This is a genomic window from Paenibacillus lutrae (assembly GCF_009757775.1).
Classification (GTDB): Bacteria; Bacillota; Bacilli; order Paenibacillales; family NBRC-103111; genus Paenibacillus_F; species Paenibacillus_F lutrae.
On the sequence record NZ_RHLK01000007.1, the window covers coordinates 324,442 to 346,999 of the forward strand.

A 22,558-nucleotide genomic window follows, 5' to 3' on the forward strand; every position below is an offset into this window, starting at 1 on the left:
TAGTAAAAACTTTTAACACCCGTAAACGCTGAATAAAGACGAACCCGGAGGGATCCCCCTATGAAGCCATTCGGCATTCCAGCCAAACCCGCTAACAAGCTTGCTTCCATTAAATTGCCTCATTCAGACAACCGTACACCGGAGATGCTGGCCGCTTATTTCACCTCTATTCTAAAAAAACTGCCTTCCTATCAACCTATCGTAATCGTGTGTGTCGGTACGGACCGTTCCACGGGCGATTCACTAGGTCCTCTAGTCGGCAGTAATTTAAAAAAGCGCGGTAATCATTCTTATTCACTGTATGGAACACTGGATGAACCTGTCCATGCTATCAATTTGGCCGATACCCTTACAACCATAGGGGATTCTCATCGTCAGCCTTTTATCGTTGCCATTGATGCTTGCCTTGGTCAAGTTTCCAGTGTCGGTTCGATTCAGGTAGGCCATGGCCCTCTGAAACCCGGTGCAGGTGTCAACAAAGATTTGCCTGCTGTTGGAGATATTCATGTTACGGGTATCGTAAATGTGGGCGGTTTCATGGAATACTTTGTACTTCAGAACACCCGTTTGAGTCTTGTTATGAATATGTCCGATGTCATTGCATCATCTCTTCATCAGGCTCTTTATACAGTCCGGCATGTTTCGCCTACTTCTGCCCTAATGTCAGAGTAATGGCTTCCTTCTCCTCGGGCGAAAGTGAGTAGGGAGAATCTCCTTTTTCAACCGGTTTCGCGTAAATATACGTGTCTTGTCTGCTGTGAATGCCTGTAATAAGAATGCCATCCTCATATTCATCTAGAATGGCTACTGTAAAGCTTAGCTGACTTCCCATGTCAGAGAAAGCATTATAGCGGTGAATGCCGACTTTGGATTTCATCCGTTTGATGGATTGACTCACGGTATTGAGTCTCTCAGACATATCGCCCTGCAAGACATGCTGCTCATCCAATTGATGCTGCATATTCACCAGAAGCTGCTCAACGTTAACATCGCCGGCACCATTCATCAACTTTTTATATTGCTTGCGCAGCTTCCCTAGCTTGATCCACAAGACAAGCAACCCTATAAACAATAGCAAAACAAGCAAGCAAAGAACCGATAAAATCGGTTCAACCGGCAGTCCGATGTTGTTCTCAGCCATGTTCTTTCTTCTTCCCCTCTGCTTTCTTGTCGCCTGATTCCCTAACCGCTCATTCCTACAATATTGCCGATTCGGCGATTTCCGCTACTGCTTCTACTAAAGCATCCACTTCGTCATCGCTTGTATAATAACCCAGGCTCGTACGGACTGCACCGGTCTGTGCAGTTCCAGCTGTCGCATGCGCAAGCGGAGTACAATGATACCCCGCTCTTACCGCTATCCCATAATGCTGATCTAGAATAAATGCAATTTCAGAGGCATCCATACCGGCTAGTACGAACGAAACAATCCCCGTACGATCCTTTCCAAGAGCAGGACCAAGCAGACGAATACCACGGATACTCTCCAAGCCCTCCATAATTCGCTGCGTCTGTTTCCACTCCTTAGCATGGATATTCTCCACGCCCGTCTTTAGAACAAATTTCAATCCTTCATTCAGACCTGCCAGACCAGGTGTATTCGGAGTTCCCGCTTCATAGCGATCCGGTCTGACTGTAGGCTGGTCTATCGCTTCCGACTGGCTTCCTGTCCCCCCATGCAGATAAGGTTCCAGCTCAATTCGGGGGTGGATATACAGCCCGCCTGTTCCTTGAGGCCCCAGGAGTCCCTTGTGGCCCGGGAAAGCCAGCAGATCGATACCAAACCGCTCTACGTGAATAGGAACCGTCCCAGCGGATTGTGCGGCGTCTACAAGCAGCGGAACTCCATGCTCTCTGCACAACTGTCCTATATCCTCTAGCGGGAGTATGCTTCCTAGCAGATTCGAACTATGGTTGACGACCACTAGAGCCGTTTCCTTACGGATACAATCTTTCAACTGGTCTATGTTAATCATACCGCTTGAATCTGTCTCCAAATAGGTCAACTGAACCTTTTGAGTCCGTTTCAAAAATTCTAAGGGCCGACGAACTGAATTATGTTCAACTCCGGTACAAATGACATGCTCTCCCTCTTTTACCAGTCCCTTAATCGCCAGATTAAGTGCTTCGGTCGTACTCGAGCTAAAAGCAATATCATTCGGGTTTTTAATTCCAAAAAGCTTGGCAGCCTGCTTACGCGTTTCAAAAATAACCCGACTAGCCTGCACCGCCATCCTATGACTGCCTCTTCCGGGATTAGCAGCATGTTCATGAATACTGCGAAGCATAGCTTCCCCAACCTCAGGAGGTTTCGGCCAAGAGGATGCAGCATTATCAAAATAAAGGACGGGCTTCGTCATCGCTGTATCCTCCTCACAAAGATAGCATACCATCCTATGCTCACTATCTAGAGCAAGACCAGGATTCGTATGCTATGGGATATTCATGATTACATTAAGAACTTTGTCCCTGCAGCATTTCCAGTAACCGTTCCAAGTCGTCTTTGGAATAATACATCAATTCAATTTTACCTTTGTAATTTTGATGTTTGATTTTTACGGTTGTTCTGTAATGATCTTGCAGCTGTTCTTCGAACTGATGAATGTACGGGTCTTTCTTCTTATCTTTTGCCTTTTGCTTTTCCTTGTCTTCCGTACCGGATCCCAATTCTTCACGACGTTTAATTTCTTCTTCTAATTGCCTAACGCTCCATTGGCCATTCATACATGATTCAGTCAATTCCTTTTTGACTTTATCATCCTTCACGCCCACAATGGCCCGCGCATGTCCCATAGATAATGTTCCACGTGAAACATGCTGCTTAATGGACTCGGGCAGATGAAGTAATCTAAGGAAATTCGCGATATGTGAGCGGCTCTTCCCTACCTTTACAGAAAGTTCCTCTTGAGTAAGAGAAAATTGATCAATAATAGATTGGTAAGCTACCGCCACTTCCATCGCATTAAGGTCTTCACGCTGGACGTTTTCAATGAGCGCGATTTCCATAACCTGCTGATCGGATAGTTTCTTAACGACAGCTGGAATAGTAGCCATGCCGCTCACTTGTGAAGCCCGATAACGACGTTCACCTGCGATGATTTCATAGCCCTTTAGAACCGTACGAACAATGATAGGTTGAATAACACCATGTTCCTTAATGGAAGATGCCAATTCCTGGATACTATCTTCATTGAAATGTTTACGAGGCTGATAGGGATTCGGCCTTAATTGATTCAAAGGTATCTCGATAACCTTGTCTTCTTCACCGATTTCGAGTTCGGGAATCAGCGCTCCAAGCCCTTTACCTAGTCGTTTGCTCAAGACTAATCACTTCCTTTGCAAGCTCTAAGTATACTTCCGCACCTTTGGATCGCGGATCATACGTAATGATCGATTGCCCATGGCTTGGTGCCTCACTAAGACGCACATTCCGAGGGATAATCGTCTGATACACTTTTTGCTGAAAATACTTTTTCACTTCTTCAATAACTTGAATGCCCAAATTAGTACGCGCATCGAACATCGTAAGTAAAACGCCTTCAATTTGCAGCGAAGTATTTAAATGTTTTTGCACAAGTCGCACGGTATTTAAAAGTTGACTTAATCCTTCTAGCGCGTAATATTCACACTGAATCGGGATAATAACAGAATCAGAAGCGGTCAACGAATTGATCGTGAGAATACCTAGTGAAGGTGGACAATCAATCAGAATATAATCATACAGGTGCTCTACTAGTTGAAGTGACTTTTTCAACCGGACTTCACGTGAAATGGTAGGTACCAGCTCAATTTCCGCCCCGGCCAATTGAATAGTTGCGGGAATAATGCTCAAATTCGGTATTTTGGTTTCTACAGTGGCGTCTTTTGGATGAATATCGTTAATTAATACGTCGTATATGCAGTTTTCTACATCTGCTTTATTGACGCCAATTCCGCTCGTTGTATTACCTTGAGGGTCGATGTCCACCAACAGTACTTTTTTGCCGAGCGAAGCCAGACACGCACCCAAATTAACTGATGTCGTTGTCTTTCCAACGCCGCCTTTTTGATTTGTAATTGCAATTGTCTTGGACAAAATCATTCACCCCACTACCTTAAACCCCTCTATTAGTTAAAAAAAGAGAGTACTACTATATTACCATAAGAAGGAGAGCGAATTCTAATAAAAATGCAAGATTGTGTCATCAATTTGATGAAACTTGGCAGAATGACATGGATTAGTCATTTCGATCCTAGATTTACTAGGTTCAAGCGCTTCTTAATAAAAAAACCTCTAACCAGCTGGAACGTCTCATCCCTGGAAGAGGATCGACATTCATACTAATTAGAGGATTATGCTTGTTATCTATTTTGCAGCTTGCTTAGGTATTTTAATTATGATTTCATAATGATCTTCATGATCCTGCTCAGCTGTATTAATATTCAAACCTGAACTCGCAACCATTTCAACGGACTGGCGGATTGTATTCAATGCTAATCGAACATCTTTGGAGAACGATACTCTCTTGCTCTTCTTGATATTCGTAGCTTCTTTGAGAAATTGAATCCGGGTTTCCGTCTGTTTCACATTAAGCTCTTTGACCATGATTTCTTCAAGTATCTTCAACTGAAGCTCCTCTTGATCCAAAGAAAGCAGAGCCCGTGCATGACGCTCCGTTATTTTACGTTCAATCAAAGCAATTTTTACAGGTTCACTTAAGTTAAGCAGTCTAATCTTATTAGCAATGGTAGATTGGCTCTTCCCAAGTCTCTGTGCCAAACTTTCCTGTGTAAGGTCATGCATCTCAATAAGCTGCTGATAAGCAGCCGCTTCTTCAATAGCAGTAAGCCCCTCGCGCTGCAAATTCTCAATAAGAGCAATGGATGCGGCCTGGGAATCATTAAATTCACGAACAATCGCAGGGATCGTGTCAAGTCCGAGCTTTTTAACAGCTCTTAAACGGCGCTCACCCGCGATTAATTCAAAAGCACTGTTACGAACACGAACAACGATAGGTTGAATAACACCATGCGTACGGATCGTTTGGCAAAGTTCATCAATTCGATCATCATCAAAAATCGTTCTTGGCTGATACGGACTCGGATTGATATTTTGAACGGGAATGTTCTTCACTTCATCCATATTGCTTCGATCCGTAAAACCAAAAAGTTTTGACAGCTGCTCTTTCATGAATATGATACCACCCAACTCTTCCCCGTTATTTTGGAGGAAGGGCAACGCAAAGCTGCGGCATTCACCCATTCCTTTTATATGGAAACCAAGAATTAAAGAAGGGTCGCATACTCCCCCGTACTAATCACTCTATGCTTATCACATAGAGAATGCATATAATACTCTGCTATAGTACATATTCGGCAGCATCCTCATTTTTCCTGCCAGGAAGAAGCCCCTTTCAAGAATTTACTTCGGGTAGTGTTTCACGTGAAACATCTACCGAATCAGCGGTTGCTTTAGAGGCAGCCCCGCTTTACGAGGGAATTTGGCTGGAGTGGCAGCTGCTTTGCTAATTTGTATAAAATGACGGATGGACTTCTCTATTGGAAGTTCCATTCGATCGACCTGCTTAAGCTTGCCTTTGAGCGACTGGATGCTGTATTGTGCTTCTTTCAACTCATCCTCAGCATCCGCAGCTTTCATAGCCACGAACAAGCCTCCCACTTTGACAAAAGGCAAGCACAATTCGTTAAGCACACTGAGACGAGCTACAGCACGTGCTGTAACAAGATCATACTGATCCCTGTGCTCCGGCTTGCGGGCTGCATCTTCCGCCCGGGCATGTACGCATTTCACTCCACTCAGTTCCAGCCTTTGCACCAGTTCGTTCAAAAAGAGGATGCGTTTATTTAACGAATCTACAATTGTAACTTGTATATGAGGAAAAGCAATTTTTAAAGGAATACTGGGAAAGCCGGCACCGGAACCAATATCAGCCATCGTAACTACGCTTTCCATATCCACATGAAAGGCTAACGTAAGTGAATCATAGAAATGTTTCAAATAGACCTGATCGCGTTCCGTAATGGCTGTCAGATTAATCTTCTCGTTCCATTCCACAAGCAGCTGATAATAGGCCTCAAATTGACTAAGCTGTACTTCCGACAACGTGAGTCCACGCTGCAGAAGTTGTTCCTGAAACTGGTGTTGAATAGTATCCATAGAGTCAAGGTCCTTTCTATGCTCTTGAAGCAGTCACTTGGTTGTAGTGTTCCAAGTACACTAACAGAATAGAGATATCTGCAGGTGTAACCCCTGAGATACGTGTAGCTTGGCCAATGGATACCGGACGAATTTTGGCAAGCTTCTGCTTGGCCTCCGTTGCAATCCCGTGAACTTCCTCATAGATAATATCGTCAGGAATCTTCTTTTTCTCCATCTTTTTAAGCTTTTGAACTTGCAAAAGCTGTTTCTCAATATACCCGGAATACTTCACCTGAATCTCCGCCTGCTCTTTAACCTCTTCAGGAAGCTCAATGGATGAAGGTGACATGCGCTCAATATGAGCATAAGAAATCTCCGGACGCTTCATAAGAGTAAGCAGATCAACTGCATTATTCAGGAGTACGGAGCCTGCTTCTTCAAGAATCGCTTGAATCTCCGGCTCAGGACGCACCTTCGTTGTCTTCAGGCGCTTAAGCTCCTGCTCGATCTGCTCCTTCTTCTCAAGGAAACGCTGATGCCGTTCCTCAGGAATCAGTCCCACTTTGTACCCGATCGGAGTTAAGCGAAGGTCCGCGTTATCGTGGCGGAGAAGCAAACGATACTCCGCGCGGGAAGTTAGCAAACGGTATGGTTCTGGTGTTCCTTTTGTTACGAGATCATCAATCAGAACTCCGATATATCCTTCCGAACGATCCAGAATAACCTCTTCTTTGCCCTGCACTTTGCAAGCGGCATTAATACCCGCCATGATGCCTTGACCCGCCGCTTCCTCATATCCGGAAGTTCCATTAATCTGGCCGGCTGTAAATAAACCCTCGACCAGCTTAGTTTCAAGTGTTGGTTTGAGCTGTGTAGGCGTCACCGCATCATACTCAATAGCGTAACCGGTACGCATCATTTCCACCTTTTCCAGACCTGTAATCGAGCGCAGAATTTGAAGCTGCACATCTTCCGGCATACTGGTCGATAGTCCTTGAACGTAGTATTCGGATGTATTCTGACCTTCAGGCTCCAAGAAAATCTGATGCTTCGGCTTATCCGCAAAACGTACGATTTTATCTTCAATCGACGGGCAGTAACGTGGTCCGGTACCTTCAATAGCACCCGAGAACATAGGTGCTCGGTGCAGATTATCACTAATAATCTGATGCGTATCGGCCGAGGTATAGGTTAACCAGCACGGCAGCTGCTCACGCAAGCTTTCCTTCGTTTCGAAGGAGAAAAATCTCGGATTCTCATCACCTGGCTGAATTTCCGTCTTGGAGAAATCAATGGAATCTTTATGGACACGCGGAGGCGTTCCCGTTTTGAAACGAACCAGATCCAAACCAAGACTTCTTAACGATTCCGACAAACGGATGGATGGCTGCTGGTTGTTCGGGCCGCTTTCATACATCAGCTCGCCCATAATAACCTTGCCGCGCAGATACGTTCCCGTAGTTAATACGATTGCCTGTCCGTTATAGATAGCTCCAGACTTCGTTATAACACCTTTGCAAACTCCGTCCTCAACGATAAGCTCTTCTACCATTCCCTGACGCAGCGTCAGTTTTGGTGTTTTTTCAATCGTTTCTTTCATCATATGTTGGTACAGGAATTTGTCCGCCTGTGCACGCAGCGCATGAACGGCCGGGCCTTTCCCCGTATTGAGCATTCTCATTTGAATATAAGTCTTGTCTATATTACGGCCCATTTCTCCGCCTAATGCATCGATTTCCCTAACCACGTGACCTTTGGCAGGACCGCCGATCGATGGGTTACAAGGCATGAACGCCACCATATCAAGGTTAATCGTCAGCAGCAGCGTCTCACAACCCATCCGGGCTGCCGCAAGAGCGGCTTCAACGCCGGCATGACCAGCGCCGATAACAATTACTTCGTAATTACCAGCTGTATAGCTCATTTGTACATCCTCCTCGCCTTCATTGAATCTGTTATTTCCCAAGACAAAACTGAGAGAAAATCTGATCGATCAGCGATTCGGCAACCGAATCCCCTATTATTTCGCCGAGGTGCTCCCAGGCAGCCCGGATATCAATCTGTATCATGTCAATCGGTACATACGCATCATTAGCTTCCATAGCCTCACGCAGTGAACCTTTGGCCTGTTTAAGCAGGCCGATATGGCGCACATTGCTGACATAAGTTAAATCCGTAGATTCCAGCTTTCCTTCAAAAAAGATCGAGGCAATTGCCTTCTCCAGGTCAGCTAACCCGCTGCCTTCCAGCAAAGACAACGCTACGACGCGTCCAGGCGGAAATTGACTGGCTATCCCTTCCCTGTCAATTTGACTAGGCAGGTCCGTCTTATTCAAAATCACAATCGTTTGTCGCTGTCTGAGCTCTTCAATCATGACTAGCTCTTCCGGATCTAGCGGCTCGCTGCTGTTCAGAACAAGCAGAATTAAGTCCGCTTCACTGAGCGCGGTCTTAGATCTCTCTACGCCGATCTGTTCGACCAGATCCGTTGTCTCACGGATGCCTGCTGTGTCCAGAAGCTTCAGGGGAATGCCACCTACATTGACGTATTCTTCAATAACGTCACGCGTCGTCCCTGGAATATCGGTGACGATCGCCCGATTTTCCTGCGCGAGCGTGTTAAGCAAAGAGGACTTGCCGACATTCGGCTTGCCGATAATAGCCGTTACAATACCTTCACGCAGTATCTTCCCATGCTCTGCCGTTCTCAGCAGCTCATCAATATAAGTGCTCACCTTAACGCAGCGCTCACGAATAAAAGCATTCGTCATTTCCTCAACGTCATGCTCCGGGTAATCAATATTTACTTCAATGTGCGCCATCAGCTCCACAAGCTGAAATCGGAGGTCTCCGATGGATTTGGATAAGCTGCCGTCCACTTGCTTGAGCGCCATTTGAAAAGCTCTGTCCGACTTGGAGCGGATTAGATCGATAACTGCCTCCGCCTGCGTTAAATCTATCCGTCCATTGAGAAAGGCACGCTTGGTGAATTCACCAGGTTCCGCTACACGGATCTCTTGCTCCAGCAGGAGATCCATTACTCTTTTGACTGCAACAATTCCGCCATGGCAGTTGATTTCCACCACATCTTCGGTTGTGAATGAACGCGGCGCACGCATGACGCTTACCAGAACTTCTTCTATTTTATCCCCTGTGTTCGGGTTAATTATATGTCCATAATGGATCGTGTGAGTCTGGGCTTCTGTCAGCCGGGTCTTAGAACGAAATACATGTTCCACCTGCTCGACAGCTTTATCCCCGCTAACACGCACAATCGCTACGCCTCCTTCTCCCAGTGGAGTGGCAATAGCGGCAATCGTATCAGATATCATCAATAAACACCCCGTAAGCGGAGCGGTAACCGCTCATAGTATGAAAAAAAGCAATGACGCCTAGAAGTTACAGGGTCATTGCAGCAAGTTATCTTAACGTAATTACAACTCTACGACTCGGTTCCTCACCCTTGCTGTAAGTTTTGACAGAAGGATGAGATTGCAGCTCGGAATGGATGATCTTGCGTTCCTGTGCGTTCATAGGTTCAAGGATGAGATCCTTCTTAGAACGGGTAACGCGTCCTGCAAGCCGGTTCGCGAGTTCCTGGAGCGTCTGCTTCCGTCTTTCACGGAACTGCTCGGCATCCAGGAGAATACGGATATGCGCATTCGAATACCGATTTGCGACGATGTTGACCAAATATTGAAGCGCGTCCAAAGTTTGTCCTCTTTTACCGATCAGTATTCCGAGTTCGGATCCGCTTAAGTTAAACATATGGGCATCTTTTGTTTGCTTCTGGTCAATGGAGATAGCCAGGCCCATCGAATCAAAGAGCTCTTCAAGAAATAAGACAGCTTCCTCAATTGGATCCGGGATCTTCTCAAGTTCTACCTTTGCTTCTTTTGTGCCGATTAATCCAAGAAAACCTTTAGACGGCTGCTCCAGAACGTTGACGTGCACCCGATCCTGCGTTGTATTAAGCTGCGCAAGACCGGATTTAACCGCATCCTCAATCGTCTTACCCGTCGCAATCACTTTTTTCATGCAGCCTGTCCACCTTTTTCTTTAGGAGTCCGACCGTACAAGAAGTAGGTCTGAACGATGGTGAAAATATTGCTGTAAACCCAGTATAAAGGTAACGCAGATGCAAAACTCATGGACATGACGAAGATCATTACCGGGAAAATCATCATGATGGTCTGCATTTGCTTGTTCATCGGGTTTTGTTTAGCCATTATCTTCTGCTGCAGATACGTGGTGATGGCTGCTAAAATCGGTAGAATATAGTACGGATCCGGAACGCCGAGTTTCATCCATAAGAATTCGTGACTGAAAATATTCGGGTTACGGATGATCGCCTGATACAACGCCAGCAAAATCGGCATTTGAACCAGGATTGGGAAACAGCCTGCTAGCGGGTTTACGCCATTTTTCTGAAAAAGCTTCATGGTTTCTTCCTGCTGCTTTTGAGGGTTATCCTTAAATTTCTCGCGAATTTTGGTCATTTCGGGCTGGATCGCCTGCATCGCTTTGGAGCTGCGGTACTGTTTCAGCGTCAGCGGCAGAACAATGACCCGGATGATAATGGTCACGATTAGAATAGACAGACCATATGAATCAGCCAATGATTTTGCGAAGAAATCAAGGAGATCAGACAACGGGATGACAAAATACTTCGTAAAGAAGCCTGCTGTAGCCGGATCTAAAGGTGCGTATGAGCCTGGTGCCGTTCCGCAACCCGTCAATAGTAACAGCAGCAAAAAAAGTGGCGTATATTTGTAGGTTCGACGAATCAATTGAGGTCCTCCCAGTTTTCTATTCCACCATAAACTATACCATAGTTTGTCACAGCAAGGAAATAAATGCTCACAAAATAAACGGCTGCGGAGCACAGCCTACATTAGTTGTTTTTACGGAGCAAGCCCGCTCTTTTAAAAACATGGGCGACACTCTTCTCCATCTCTTTGTATTCCATCTCAACCGCAGGCTTACGCACAATCACGATATAATCGTAGCCTCCCGGAAACTTCTCCATATTCAAACGGACAATTTCCTTAATAAGCCGGCGCAGCCGGTTTCGAATGACGGCGTTTCCAATCTTCTTGCTGGCAGAAATACCGAGCCGGAAATGCTCCTGCTCGCGCCGGGGTAAATAATAGAGTACGAATTGGTGATTTGCCGCTGATTTTCCGTAGCGGTACACCTTTTGAAAATCTTCTCTTTTGGCTAATCGTAATTTCTTTTCCACGGCAAGCACTCCAAACAATGGCGCTTCTATTGACAACCTCTTCTCTAGTTTTCACCAGGAAAAGGCCCTTTAATCGTTTAAAATCCTCTTAAACCTATAAAAATCCAGAAAAAAAGACCACGTCAAGTGGCCTGCCGATTAAGCACTCAGTACTTTTCTACCTTTTTGACGGCGTGCTTGCAGCACTTTGCGGCCGTTCTTCGTGCTCATTCTTGTACGGAAGCCATGATTCTTCTTCCGCTTTCTGTTGTTTGGTTGAAACGTAGGACGCATTTATTTGCACCTCCCTGAGGATATTACTCCTAAAAATGTCTTTTACAATTAAAGCACAGAAGTTCTCTAAAAGTCAAGGTCTATGCTTCCTCTCTCCCTCACCCTAACAAGCTGTGTACAACATTTTCGACCTCTTATGCAGAACTTGTCGAAAGTAAACATTTTATCAACAATATCTTGTGGTGTTGACAATTTTTTTACACAAGGGGTTGAATATGTGGATAAATTAAAACATTGCGTTGATAATCAGTCTTTCATTTGCTAATATAGTATTGTTTCAGTTGTGGATATTCTCCTGAAAATCTTCGTTTATCAACAACCTGTGGATAACATTGTGAACAATTTTCCCTCTATTCAAGCAAGTCTCTTCTTGATAACCTGACTCGTGTGGATAAGAATCGACAAGATCTTGTGGTATTTGACATGATGCAAGGCGACATGGCCCTTCCCGCAAGTCTTTTTTATTGTTTAAAGGAGTGAACCTGTTGTGGATAGCCATACAACCGACTCATGGCAGCAAGTCCTGTCTATCATACAAAAAAAACTTAGCAAACCGAGCTTCGACACATGGCTCAAATCCACAAGGGCTACCGTATTTACGGATTCTACCGTCGTCATTAGTGCACCGAACAATTTTGCCAAAGAATGGCTCGAAAGCCGTTATGCCAAAATGATCAGTACGACGATTTATGAATATCTGGGTAAGCAAGTGGAAGTCAAATTCATTAATGAATCCGATGAAAAGATACCCGTCTCGGTTCAAGCTGCGACACCGGAAGTCACGAAAACCGCTGCTGCGCCTTCCCAGGAAGAAATCTTTCATCACATGATGAATTCCCGTTATACGTTTGATACCTTCGTCATTGGGGCAGGCAACCGCTTTGCCCATGCCGCCTCGCTTGCCGTTGCGGAAGCGCCGGCCAAAGCTTACAATCCTCTGTTTCTGTATGGAGGAGTCGGCTTGGGAAAGACCCATCTTATGCACGCAATCGGGCATTATGTGCTGGAGCACAATCCTGGCGCACGCGTTCTGTATATCTCGTCCGAGAAATTTACGAACGAATTTATTAACGCCATCCGTGACAATAAAGGCGAAGGATTCCGCAACAAATACAGAAGCATTGACGTGCTGCTTATTGACGACATTCAGTTCATCGCCGGCAAAGAACAGACCCAGGAAGAGTTCTTCCATACATTCAATGCTCTTCATGAAGAAGGGAAACAAATTATTATTTCCAGTGACCGACCTCCCAAAGAGATCCCTACACTGGAAGATCGTCTACGTTCCCGCTTTGAATGGGGTCTTATTACCGATATTCAGCCGCCGGATCTGGAAACTCGGATTGCCATCCTGCGCAAGAAAGCCAAGGCAGAGAATCTGGAAATACCAAATGAAGCGATGGTGTACATCGCCAATCAAATCGACACGAACATCCGCGAGCTCGAAGGAGCTCTGATCCGTGTTGTCGCCTATTCCTCGTTAACGAATCAGGATATTACGACCCATCTGGCAGCTGAAGCGCTCAAGGATATCATTCCTTCGAGCCGGCCGCGTGTCATTACGATGCATGATATTCAACAGAAAGTCGGGGAGTTCTACGGACTCAAAATGGAGGACTTCAAAGCGCGGAAACGGACCAAAGCCGTTGCCTTTCCAAGGCAGGTTGCGATGTATTTATCCCGTGAATTGACCGATTTCTCACTCCCTAAAATCGGTGAAGCATTCGGCGGCCGTGATCACACCACGGTTATCCATGCGCACGAGAAAATAAGTGAAGCGCTCAAAGTCGATCAGGAACTGTTCAAGATTATCCACAGCCTGACCGAAAAAATCAAAAATCCGTCCTCGTAAACCTGCAAGCCTATGCACAAACTATGCACATGTGGATAGGCTTGTTTTAATTGGGTTTCATCCACATATCCACATATCCAGAGCCCCTACTACTATTACTAATAAAAAAAAGGTATTATATAAAGGGTATGCAGTCCGCCAAGAATTTAGAACCACAGGAGTGAAACCATGAAATTAACCATCCTAAAAGATTATCTGAATGAAGCCATTCAACATGTCTCCAAAGCCATCTCCAGTAAAACAACCATTCCGATTCTAACCGGAATCAAAATAGACGCTACGCATGAAGGTGTAACCTTAACGGCAAGCGACACGGATATTTCCATCCAAAGCTTTATGCCCTTTGAAACCGCCGAATTAAAAGTCATCGAACTATTTCAGCCGGGAAGCGTTGTACTTCCAGCTAAATTTTTCATGGAAATGATTCGGAAACTGCCGTCTCAAACAATCGAAATTGAGGTAAAGGACCATTTTCAAACCACAATACGTTCAGGTTCTTCCGAAGTGCAGATTATGGGACTTGATCCGGAAGAATACCCGCTCCTTCCACAAATCGAGGAAAGCCGTACGATTCGTATTCCAAGTGATTTGCTCAAAACGATGATTAAGCAGACTTCTTTCTCCGTGTCTACGAACGAAACGACACCTATTTTGACAGGTATTCTGTGGCAGATCGCCAATAACAAACTTAAATTTATCGCCTGTGACCGGCACAGACTGGCTTCCCGGGAAATCAACCTCGAACTGGATTCCGATCAGAAATTCAATCCGATCGTTATTTCCGGACGTACGCTTAACGAGCTCAGCAAAATTTTGCCGGATCAGAATACGTTGATCGATATCGTTATTTCCGACAGCCAGGTTCTTTTCAAAATGAATGCTATTTTGTTCTATACACGCATTCTCGACGGCACCTATCCGGATACTTCCAAGCTTATTCCGCAAACTTTCCAGACAGAACTCGTTGTTGGAACCAAGGAACTGGCGGATGCAATCGACCGTGCTTATTTATTGTCCCGTGAAGACAAAACGAACATCGTAAAACTTGTCATGAAAGAGGACGAAACCATCGAAGTCTCCTCCAGTTCCTCCGAACTGGGTAAAGTGACGGAGCAATTGCAATTGCAAAGAATTAACGGGGAGCTTCTGCGCATTTCGTTTAACTCCAAATATATGCTTGATGCACTAAAGGTGCTCGACAGCGACCGGATTCATATCGGATTTACAGGAGCTATGCAGCCGATTATTATCCGTCCGGAAGATCAGGAGAACATTTTGCAGCTTATTCTTCCATACCGGACAACGAACTAATTTACTCGAACGAAGGAGACTAACATGACGACAGTCACAATACGAACGGAGTACATTACGCTGGGGCAGTTTCTTAAGCTTGCCGATTGTATCCAATCCGGCGGGCAGGCCAAAAGTTTCCTGCAGGAAAACAGCATACAAGTAAATGGACTGGACGAGAATCGCCGCGGCCGTAAGCTTTATGAAGGGGATAAAGTAACGGTAGAAGGCTGCGGCGAATTTGCCGTGGGACGGGAATAGGCGAGGCGACAAAACGCAGGAGGAAAGCCAATTGTTTCTCAAACGGCTCGAGCTCAATCATTATCGGAATTATCCACATGTGGAAATCTCGACGGATCAGAATATCAACATCTTTGTAGGTCCGAATGCGCAGGGGAAAACGAATTTGCTCGAATCGATCTATGTTCTGGCGCTAACTAAGTCACATCGTACCCATCAGGATAAAGAGCTGATCGAGTGGCAGGAAGATCATGCGAGACTTTTTGGCGAGGTGGAGCGCAGGTACGGGACGAGTACGCTGGATCTGACGATCTCAGGAAAAGGGAAGAAGGCCAAGGTGAACGGGCTGGAGCAGAAAAAGCTGAGTCAGTTTATCGGCGCGCTCAATGTAGTCATGTTTGCTCCCGAAGATCTTGAGATCGTGAAGGGGAGTCCCGGAATCCGCCGCCGGTTTCTGGATATGGAGATCGGCCAGGTATACCCGAGCTACCTATACGACCTTACGCAGTATCAGAAAATTCTGGTGCAGCGTAACAATCTCCTCAAACAGTCATTCCCGCCTTCGACGGCTAACAGCGCTATGCTGGACGTATGGAATGAACAGCTTGCAAGCTTTGGTGTTAAAATTATGAAAAAGCGTCAAAGCTTTATAAAGAAACTGCAAAGCTGGGCGGAGCAGATCCACCGGGGGATCACGAACGGAAAAGAATCTCTGCGTGTAGAATACGCTCCTTCCTTTGGGGACGGGCACTTTGAAGATGAATCTGTTTTATTGGACCGATTTATGATAAAGTTATCACAGATAAAAGAACAAGAAATGCGAAGAGGCGTCTCCCTGATCGGTCCGCACCGGGACGACCTTCTTTTCTGCATTAACGACAAAGACGTGCAAACGTTCGGATCCCAGGGGCAGCAGAGAACGACTGCTCTTTCTTTAAAATTGGCCGAAATTGAACTGATTCGCGAAGAGGTAGGCGAGTATCCGGTTCTTCTTCTGGATGACGTTCTATCCGAACTCGATGAATATAGACAGACCCAGCTCATTCAAACGTTTCAGAAAAAAGTACAAACGTTTATAACAACGACCGGACTCGAAAGCGTTCATTTGGACCAGTTAGACCATGCAGCCGTGTTTCATGTTTCAAACGGCAGCGTCATCGACAGGAGTTGAGAAGATCGTGTTCATCCATTTAGGCGGCGAGAAAATTATACGTTCTTCGGAGCTCATCGCCATATTTGACCTGTCTATTGAGAAGTCTTCGAAGATTTCCAAGCAGTTCATAGCGGAGGCCAATCGAAGTAAACGGATTGAAATTATCGGCGAAGAGGAATGCAAGTCGCTTGTCGTGACGCAGAGTAAAGTGTATTATTCCCCGATCTCCTCGATGACTTTGAAGAAACGCGCAAATCAGCTGTTAACGAACTGAGCGATTTGACTATGTAGAAGCAGGTGAAGGGTGTATGACTTTGAACCAAAATTCGTATGATGAGAATCAGATTCAGGTGCTTGAAGGACTCGAGGCCGTTCGTAAGAGACCGGGTATGTATATCGGCTCCACCAGTGCCCGCGGCCTTCACCATCTGGTGTGGGAAGTCGTCGATAACAGTATTGACGAAGCTCTCGCGGGTCATTGTACACGAATTGATGTAATTGTACGCAAAGATAACAGTGTAACGGTAATCGATAACGGTCGTGGAATCCCCGTAGGTGAACATGCGAAATTGAAACGCCCCGCCGTTGAAGTCGTTTTAACGGTGCTCCATGCAGGGGGCAAGTTCGGGGGAGAGGACTCAGGCTATAAAGTATCCGGTGGTCTTCACGGCGTCGGTATTTCCGTAGTAAATGCACTTTCCAAATTGCTTGTTGTGAAGGTTAAAGTGAAAGGCAAAATCCATCAGCAGGAATATCGCCAAGGTAAACCGCAGTATGATCTTCGGGTTATAGGTGAAACGGATGAGACCGGAACAGAGGTCACGTTTACGCCGGATCCGGAGATTTTTACGGAAACGACTGAATATGATTATGAGACTCTTCAATCCAGAATTCGGGAACTAGCGTTTTTGAATAAAGGGATTGAGATAAATCTCTTGGATGAGCGCACTGGCGCATCCGATAACTTTATGTACGAGGGCGGTATCAAATCTTTCGTTGAGTACTTGAACCGGAACAAAGAAGCTCTTCATCAACCGCCGATCTATGTGGAGGGGTTGAAAGATAACATTCAGGTTGAAGTGGCCATCCAGTACAACGACAGCTATACCGAGAATATTTATTCGTTCGCGAATAACATCCATACACACGAAGGCGGTACGCACGAGTCTGGTTTTAAAAGCGCATTGACACGGGTTCTCAATGATTATGCGCGTAAAACCAATGCGATTAAGGATAGCGGCTCGAACTTTTCCGGTGATGATGTGCGTGAAGGCTTGGCAGCCATCATTTCTGTTAAAATTCCTGAACCTCAGTTTGAAGGTCAGACGAAAACCAAACTAGGTAACAGTGAAGTGCGCGGTATCGTGGATTCTTTATTTGCGGAGAAGCTGCTGGAGTTTCTTGAAGAAAATCCTTCGGTTGCTAAGAGAATCGTGGAGAAAGGTTTACAGGCATCCCGTGCTAGAGAAGCAGCCCGTAAGGCCAGGGAGCTCACTCGGCGCAAAGGGGTACTGGAAGTAAGTTCTCTTCCCGGCAAGCTTGCCGACTGTTCTTCGAAGGATGCTTCCATAAGCGAATTGTATATCGTTGAGGGAGACTCTGCCGGTGGTTCCGCCAAGCAGGGCCGCGATCGTCATTTCCAGGCGATTCTGCCGATTCGCGGTAAAATTCTGAACGTAGAGAAGGCTCGTTTGGACAAAATCCTGTCTAACCTTGAGATTCGGACGATTATCACAGCTATGGGGACGGGGATTAGCGATGATTTTGATATTGCCAAAGCCCGTTATCACAAGCTGATTATTATGACAGATGCCGATGTCGATGGAGCGCATATTCGTACGCTTCTGCTAACTTACTTCTATCGCTACATGCGCAAGCTTATCGAAGCCGGTTACGTCTATATCGCTCAACCGCCGCTTTATAAGCTTGAACGAGGGAAAGTGGCGCGTTATGCCTATAACGATAAACAGCGTGATGAGATTATGAAGGAATTCGGCGAAGGGGCGAAAGTTAACGTCCAGCGTTACAAAGGTCTTGGTGAAATGGATGCTGTTCAGCTGTGGGACACAACGATGGATCCAGAAACACGCACCCTTCTGCAAGTTACGATCGAAGATGCCATGGATGCAGATACGATTTTTGATACATTGATGGGTGACAATGTTGAACCTAGACGCGAATTCATTCACCAGCATGCCAAATATGTAAAGAATTTAGATATTTAAGATTTTGAACGGATAGATTGCCGGGCGCAGGCCCGGCATAGGATGCACGTTTCAGGAGGATAGATCATGACCGAAGAAATGCGTTCGCAAGTCGTAGAGATTGATATAAGTTCGGAAATGCGCACTTCATTTATGGATTACGCTATGAGTATTATCGTCAGCCGTGCGCTTCCTGATGTACGGGACGGTCTCAAACCGGTTCATCGCCGTATTCTATATGCCATGTCAGAGCTGGGGATGTCCCCGGATAAACCTCATAAAAAATCGGCTAGAATCGTCGGTGAAGTTATCGGTAAGTATCATCCTCATGGTGATTCGGCTGTATACGAAACGATGGTTCGGATGGCCCAGGATTTCTCTCTGCGCTATATGCTGGTAGACGGGCACGGTAACTTTGGTTCCATCGACGGAGATATGGCTGCTGCTATGCGTTATACAGAAGCAAGGCTCTCCAAGATTGCCATGGAAGTGCTTCGCGACATCAACAAAGAAACGATTGATTATATTCCCAACTATGACGGTGAAGAAATGGAGCCGGTTGTTCTGCCGGCGCGTTTCCCTAACCTTTTAGTTAACGGAAGCTCGGGGATCGCTGTCGGTATGGCGACGAATATACCTCCTCATAACCTGGTAGAAGTCATTGACGGGCTTCAGCAGATGATCGAGAATCCTGAAGTGACTTCGCTGGACCTTATGCAGTCTATTAAGGGGCCCGATTTCCCTACAGGAGGTTACATTCTCGGACGGGAAGGAATCCGCCAAGCGTATACGACAGGAAGAGGCTCTGTTCCTATGCGTGCCAAAGCGGATATCGAAGAGAATAATAACAAAGCAAGGATTATTGTGCGGGAGCTTCCTTACCAAGTAAACAAAGCCCGTCTGATCGAGAAGATCGCAGAGCTTGTACGCGATAAGAAAATCGACGGTATTACGGATCTTCGCGATGAGTCCGATCGCAATGGTATGCGGATTGTGATCGAGCTGCGCAGGGATGTTAATCCGAATGTAGTGCTTAACAATCTGTACAAGCATACCGCTATGCAGTCCAATTTCGGTGTGATCATGCTGGCACTCGTTAACGGAGAGCCTAAAGTTCTAAATCTCCGTGACATGTTGTACCACTATCTGGAGCACCAGAAAATTATTATCCGCCGCCGGACAGAGTACGATCTTCGCAAAGCTGAAGCACGCGCGCATATCCTTGAAGGATTGCGTATCGCACTTGATCACTTGGACGAAGTCATCGCACTTATTCGTTCTTCACGTACCACCGAACTTGCCCGTGAAGGCTTAATGTCTACATTCAGCCTCAGTCACGATCAGGCACAGGCCATTCTGGATATGCGTCTGCAGCGTCTGACCGGATTAGAACGGGAGAAAATCGAGAATGAATACGAGGAACTGCTTAAGAAAATCGCGGAGTACAAAGCCATTCTCGCTGATGAGCAGCTGATTCTGGCAATCATCAGTGAAGAACTTAACGAAATTAAGCAGAATTTCGGCGACGAAAGACGCAGTGAGATCACAAAGGGTGAAGGCAGTATCGAGGATGAGGATCTGATTCCTCAAGAAGATGTTGTCATTACCATTACCCACACGGGTTATATCAAACGTCTTCCGGTTACAACGTACCGTAACCAGAAGCGCGGCGGACGTGGCATTGTGGGCATGGATACCAAAACGGATGATTTCGTCAATCACCTTTTTGTTACGAATACTCACCACTACCTGCTCTTCTTTACAGATCGCGGTAAGGTGTACAAGTTAAAAGCTTATGAAATACCTGACCTAAGCCGTACGGCTCGCGGAACTCCGATTATCAATTTGATTCAAATTGAGCAGGGGGAGACGGTGAGTGCTGTAATTCCCGTACAGGAATTCAGTCCGGATAATTATCTCTTCTTCGCTACAAAACAGGGGATTGTCAAGAAGACACCGCTTGACGACTATATCAATATTCGTAAGGGCGGCTTAATTGCCATTAATCTGAGGGATGATGACTCTCTGATCGGCGTGAAGCTCACAGACGGGGAACGGGATATCATTATGGGAACCCGTCAGGGCATGTCAATCCGGTTCCCGGAGAACGATGTCAGATCGATGGGCCGTTCAGCAACAGGCGTCAAAGGTATTCAGATCGGCTCGGATGATACGGTCATTGATATGGATGTCGTAGACGAAGTAGCCAGCGTTCTGATCGTGACATCCAAGGGCTTCGGTAAACGGACACCGATCGGCGAATACCGGGTACAATCACGCGGCGGTAAAGGGATCAAGACATTGAATGTAACAGCCAAGAATGGATCGGTAGTCGGTCTCAAGGTAGTCAATAACGACGAGGATCTGATGATTATAACCGCAAGCGGCACGTTGATTCGGACAAGTATTTCAGGCATTTCCGAAATGGGTCGTAATACGCAGGGGGTTCGCCTCATTAATATCCGTGAGGATGATGAAGTGGCGACCGTAACCCATGTTGCTAAAAGCGATGAGGAGTCTGAAGATGAGCTTGATCTCGAAGCGGCAGAACAAATGGAATTATCCGGGCAGGCCGGTGAAGAAGGCGAAGAGTCAGCTTCGGATACGAAAGAGCCGGAAAGTGAAAATTAATAGTTAGAATCATGAGGTGGGGACTTACATCCCCATCTTTTTTGTTTTACAATAAAATTGACAATCTTAGGTAAAGCGGAGGAATTGAACTTGCGGACAGTTTCTGTCTCACAAATTAATGCTGGCGATAAGCTGGCGGAGTCTATCAACAGTCGTTTTGGCCAAGTTCTTTTTTATAAGGGTAGAATCTTGACAGAGAGAGATCTTGAAATCCTCAGGGCTTTTCTCATTTCGACTGTGAGTATCGAATCTAAATCCATTGTCTCCAAAGAAGAAGGGACTGCTACAGAACATTCAGCTGCAACCGCCTCGAGCAGCGGCACTTCTTTTGACCAGGAATATGATAAAATGCTCCAACTCCTGAGAAAGGTTTTTGGACTAGCACTCGGCAATGCAGAACTGCCGGTTCTGGAAATGCGCAATTGCTTGCAGAATTTAATTGATGCAGGTGATTATCAGATTCTTTCTTTTACACCAAGGAACTATCACGTAAGGGATTTCTTATACCATGATAGTATTATGGTTTCTCTGACATCCTATCAGCTCGCCCAGTGGCATGGTTTACCGCAGAGAGATTGGATGCAAATTGCACTGGCCGGACTTCTTCACGACATCGGTAATGTCAAGATCGATCCGGGACTCCTTACTAAACCGACGAAACTTACAAACACAGAGTTCGAAGAGGTTCGCAAGCATGCGTTGTATGGCTACAATTTGCTCAAACCTGTAGCGGCCCTTAATGAAGGCGTGAAGCTAAGTGCCCTGCAGCACCATGAGAGAGAAGATGGATCCGGTTATCCGCTGGGTCTTAAGAACGATCAAATTCATCTGTATGCTAAAGTTGTGGCTGTAGCCGACATCTTCCACGCAATGACCAACCACAGGCATCATCAGGAAGCAATCTCTCCTTATCTAGTACTTGAACAGCTTAGTGAAGATTCTTTTGGTAGAATGGACCCGGCACTTGTACGTACCTTTATTAATAAGGTCACATCCTTTCATACGGGCACGGTCGTTAAGCTCAATGACAACCGGATAGGAGAGATTATTTTCTCCGACCGTGCTTATCCCACACGTCCATGGGTGAATATTAACGGAACCATTGTAAACCTGACTTTAGAAAGAAATCTGTATATACAAGATGTAATTCAGCTGCGATAGAGAACCTTTCGTCTACAAAAGCTCTCCTTTCATAGGGGGAGTTTTTTTTCCTTGACCTTAATGCTCTACGGTGTTATATTTGTATTCCGGCTTTCGAAAGAAGCAAAGTTAATGAAGCTTTGCAACTAACAGTTAAAAACACTTTAAAATGTTTCGAAAAAAAGTGCTTGCAATTAACTAGCCGAATGTGTTATATTAATTAGGTCGCCGCTGAACGAAGCGGAGATGAAAAACGACTGAATAAGTCGAAGATTGTCCTTTGAAAACTGAACAACGAGTGATTGAAACGTCTTGAGCAATCAGGACGCTAAACAGAGAAGAAATTCTCGTCAGCATTGAATTTTTGAGCTATTCAGCTTGAGATAAACGTCGG

21 protein-coding genes are annotated in these 22,558 nt (G+C 45.7%); 9 read left to right on the forward strand and 12 right to left on the reverse strand.

Going from position 1 to position 22,558, the window contains the following annotated elements; genetic code table 11:
- Positions 1–60 precede the first annotated feature (60 nt).
- The gene (gene yyaC / locus EDM21_RS14685; protein WP_157336496.1) at positions 61–672 is read left to right on the forward strand and encodes a spore protease YyaC; all 612 of its coding nucleotides are present in this window, start codon (positions 61–63) and stop codon (positions 670–672) included.
- Here the strand turns inward: yyaC and EDM21_RS14690 are convergent.
- From EDM21_RS14690 to rpmH, 12 genes are all read right to left on the reverse strand, one after another.
- Positions 647–1,141 carry a DUF4446 family protein gene (locus EDM21_RS14690; RefSeq protein ID WP_157336498.1) on the reverse strand — a complete coding sequence of 165 codons (495 nt, stop codon included), beginning with the start codon at positions 1,139–1,141 and terminating at the stop codon, positions 647–649. The genes yyaC and EDM21_RS14690 overlap by 26 nt on opposite strands.
- Positions 1,142–1,196: 55 nt before the next feature.
- On the reverse strand, positions 1,197–2,360 hold the full coding sequence (locus tag EDM21_RS14695) for an aminotransferase class V-fold PLP-dependent enzyme (protein ID WP_157336500.1): 1,164 nt from the start codon (positions 2,358–2,360) through the stop codon (positions 1,197–1,199).
- A 94-nt stretch (positions 2,361–2,454) separates the two neighbouring features.
- The gene (locus EDM21_RS14700) at positions 2,455–3,321 is read right to left on the reverse strand and encodes a ParB/RepB/Spo0J family partition protein (protein ID WP_157336502.1); all 867 of its coding nucleotides are present in this window, start codon (positions 3,319–3,321) and stop codon (positions 2,455–2,457) included.
- Entirely contained in the window at positions 3,302–4,075 is a 774-nt protein-coding gene (locus EDM21_RS14705) for a ParA family protein (RefSeq protein WP_068776725.1), read from the reverse strand. Before EDM21_RS14705 ends, EDM21_RS14700 begins: the two co-directional genes overlap by 20 nt.
- Positions 4,076–4,345: 270 nt before the next feature.
- Positions 4,346–5,170, reverse strand: coding sequence for a nucleoid occlusion protein (noc, locus tag EDM21_RS14710; protein ID WP_157336504.1), 825 nt, complete (start codon positions 5,168–5,170; stop codon positions 4,346–4,348).
- A gap of 261 nt (positions 5,171–5,431) precedes the next feature.
- Positions 5,432–6,157, reverse strand: a complete 726-nt coding sequence (rsmG, locus tag EDM21_RS14715) for a 16S rRNA (guanine(527)-N(7))-methyltransferase RsmG (protein WP_157336506.1) — start codon at positions 6,155–6,157, stop codon at positions 5,432–5,434.
- A gap of 16 nt (positions 6,158–6,173) precedes the next feature.
- The gene (mnmG, locus tag EDM21_RS14720; RefSeq protein WP_157336507.1) at positions 6,174–8,063 is read right to left on the reverse strand and encodes a tRNA uridine-5-carboxymethylaminomethyl(34) synthesis enzyme MnmG; all 1,890 of its coding nucleotides are present in this window, start codon (positions 8,061–8,063) and stop codon (positions 6,174–6,176) included.
- Between the two features lie 31 nt (positions 8,064–8,094).
- Positions 8,095–9,471, reverse strand: a complete 1,377-nt coding sequence (mnmE, locus tag EDM21_RS14725; RefSeq protein WP_157336510.1) for a tRNA uridine-5-carboxymethylaminomethyl(34) synthesis GTPase MnmE — start codon at positions 9,469–9,471, stop codon at positions 8,095–8,097.
- 88 nt (positions 9,472–9,559) lie between these two features.
- Complete coding sequence (gene jag / locus EDM21_RS14730) at positions 9,560–10,177, reverse strand: RNA-binding cell elongation regulator Jag/EloR (protein ID WP_157336512.1); 618 nt, start codon at positions 10,175–10,177, stop codon at positions 9,560–9,562.
- Entirely contained in the window at positions 10,174–10,929 is a 756-nt protein-coding gene (locus EDM21_RS14735) for a YidC/Oxa1 family membrane protein insertase (RefSeq protein ID WP_068776483.1), read from the reverse strand. Before EDM21_RS14735 ends, jag begins: the two co-directional genes overlap by 4 nt.
- 104 nt (positions 10,930–11,033) lie before the next feature.
- On the reverse strand, positions 11,034–11,381 hold the full coding sequence (rnpA, locus tag EDM21_RS14740; RefSeq protein WP_068776482.1) for a ribonuclease P protein component: 348 nt from the start codon (positions 11,379–11,381) through the stop codon (positions 11,034–11,036).
- 138 nt (positions 11,382–11,519) lie between these two features.
- Complete coding sequence (gene rpmH / locus EDM21_RS14745) at positions 11,520–11,654, reverse strand: 50S ribosomal protein L34 (RefSeq protein ID WP_068776481.1); 135 nt, start codon at positions 11,652–11,654, stop codon at positions 11,520–11,522.
- A gap of 487 nt (positions 11,655–12,141) precedes the next feature.
- Here rpmH and dnaA point away from each other — a divergent pair, with 487 nt between their 5' ends.
- The 8 genes from dnaA to EDM21_RS14785 all read left to right on the forward strand — a co-directional run bounded on the left by dnaA (position 12,142) and on the right by EDM21_RS14785 (position 22,185).
- Positions 12,142–13,506 (forward strand): chromosomal replication initiator protein DnaA, encoded by a 1,365-nt coding sequence (dnaA, locus tag EDM21_RS14750; protein WP_166542015.1) that lies wholly within the window; start codon positions 12,142–12,144, stop codon positions 13,504–13,506.
- A 168-nt stretch (positions 13,507–13,674) separates the two neighbouring features.
- Positions 13,675–14,817, forward strand: a complete 1,143-nt coding sequence (dnaN, locus tag EDM21_RS14755) for a DNA polymerase III subunit beta (protein WP_068776479.1) — start codon at positions 13,675–13,677, stop codon at positions 14,815–14,817.
- A 24-nt stretch (positions 14,818–14,841) separates the two neighbouring features.
- Positions 14,842–15,057: a S4 domain-containing protein YaaA gene (gene yaaA, locus EDM21_RS14760; RefSeq protein ID WP_157336514.1), complete on the forward strand. Its 216-nt coding sequence runs from the start codon at positions 14,842–14,844 to the stop codon at positions 15,055–15,057.
- Between the two features lie 31 nt (positions 15,058–15,088).
- On the forward strand, positions 15,089–16,207 hold the full coding sequence (gene recF / locus EDM21_RS14765) for a DNA replication/repair protein RecF (protein WP_157336515.1): 1,119 nt from the start codon (positions 15,089–15,091) through the stop codon (positions 16,205–16,207).
- A 7-nt stretch (positions 16,208–16,214) separates the two neighbouring features.
- Positions 16,215–16,463, forward strand: a complete 249-nt coding sequence (gene remB, locus EDM21_RS14770; RefSeq protein WP_068776476.1) for an extracellular matrix regulator RemB — start codon at positions 16,215–16,217, stop codon at positions 16,461–16,463.
- Positions 16,464–16,497: 34 nt separating this feature from the next.
- A complete protein-coding gene (gyrB, locus tag EDM21_RS14775; protein WP_068776475.1) occupies positions 16,498–18,414 on the forward strand; it encodes a DNA topoisomerase (ATP-hydrolyzing) subunit B in 1,917 nt (638 codons plus the stop codon).
- Between the two features lie 66 nt (positions 18,415–18,480).
- Positions 18,481–21,024, forward strand: a complete 2,544-nt coding sequence (gyrA, locus tag EDM21_RS14780) for a DNA gyrase subunit A (RefSeq protein ID WP_157336520.1) — start codon at positions 18,481–18,483, stop codon at positions 21,022–21,024.
- 90 nt (positions 21,025–21,114) lie between these two features.
- A complete protein-coding gene (locus EDM21_RS14785) occupies positions 21,115–22,185 on the forward strand; it encodes an HD-GYP domain-containing protein (RefSeq protein WP_157336522.1) in 1,071 nt (356 codons plus the stop codon).
- Positions 22,186–22,558 lie beyond the last annotated feature (373 nt).

Coding starts and splice junctions, on each gene's coding strand:
- yyaC (WP_157336496.1), top strand. CDS start 61: ATGAAGCCATTCGGCATTCCAGCCAAACCCGCTAACAAGCTTGCTTCC.
- EDM21_RS14690 (WP_157336498.1), bottom strand. CDS start 1,141: ATGGCTGAGAACAACATCGGACTGCCGGTTGAACCGATTTTATCGGTT.
- EDM21_RS14695 (WP_157336500.1), bottom strand. CDS start 2,360: ATGACGAAGCCCGTCCTTTATTTTGATAATGCTGCATCCTCTTGGCCG.
- noc (WP_157336504.1), bottom strand. CDS start 5,170: ATGAAAGAGCAGCTGTCAAAACTTTTTGGTTTTACGGATCGAAGCAAT.
- rsmG (WP_157336506.1), bottom strand. CDS start 6,157: ATGGATACTATTCAACACCAGTTTCAGGAACAACTTCTGCAGCGTGGA.
- mnmG (WP_157336507.1), bottom strand. CDS start 8,063: ATGAGCTATACAGCTGGTAATTACGAAGTAATTGTTATCGGCGCTGGT.
- mnmE (WP_157336510.1), bottom strand. CDS start 9,471: ATGATATCTGATACGATTGCCGCTATTGCCACTCCACTGGGAGAAGGA.
- jag (WP_157336512.1), bottom strand. CDS start 10,177: ATGAAAAAAGTGATTGCGACGGGTAAGACGATTGAGGATGCGGTTAAA.
- rpmH (WP_068776481.1), bottom strand. CDS start 11,654: ATGCGTCCTACGTTTCAACCAAACAACAGAAAGCGGAAGAAGAATCAT.
- dnaN (WP_068776479.1), top strand. CDS start 13,675: ATGAAATTAACCATCCTAAAAGATTATCTGAATGAAGCCATTCAACAT.
- yaaA (WP_157336514.1), top strand. CDS start 14,842: ATGACGACAGTCACAATACGAACGGAGTACATTACGCTGGGGCAGTTT.
- gyrB (WP_068776475.1), top strand. CDS start 16,498: ATGACTTTGAACCAAAATTCGTATGATGAGAATCAGATTCAGGTGCTT.
- gyrA (WP_157336520.1), top strand. CDS start 18,481: ATGACCGAAGAAATGCGTTCGCAAGTCGTAGAGATTGATATAAGTTCG.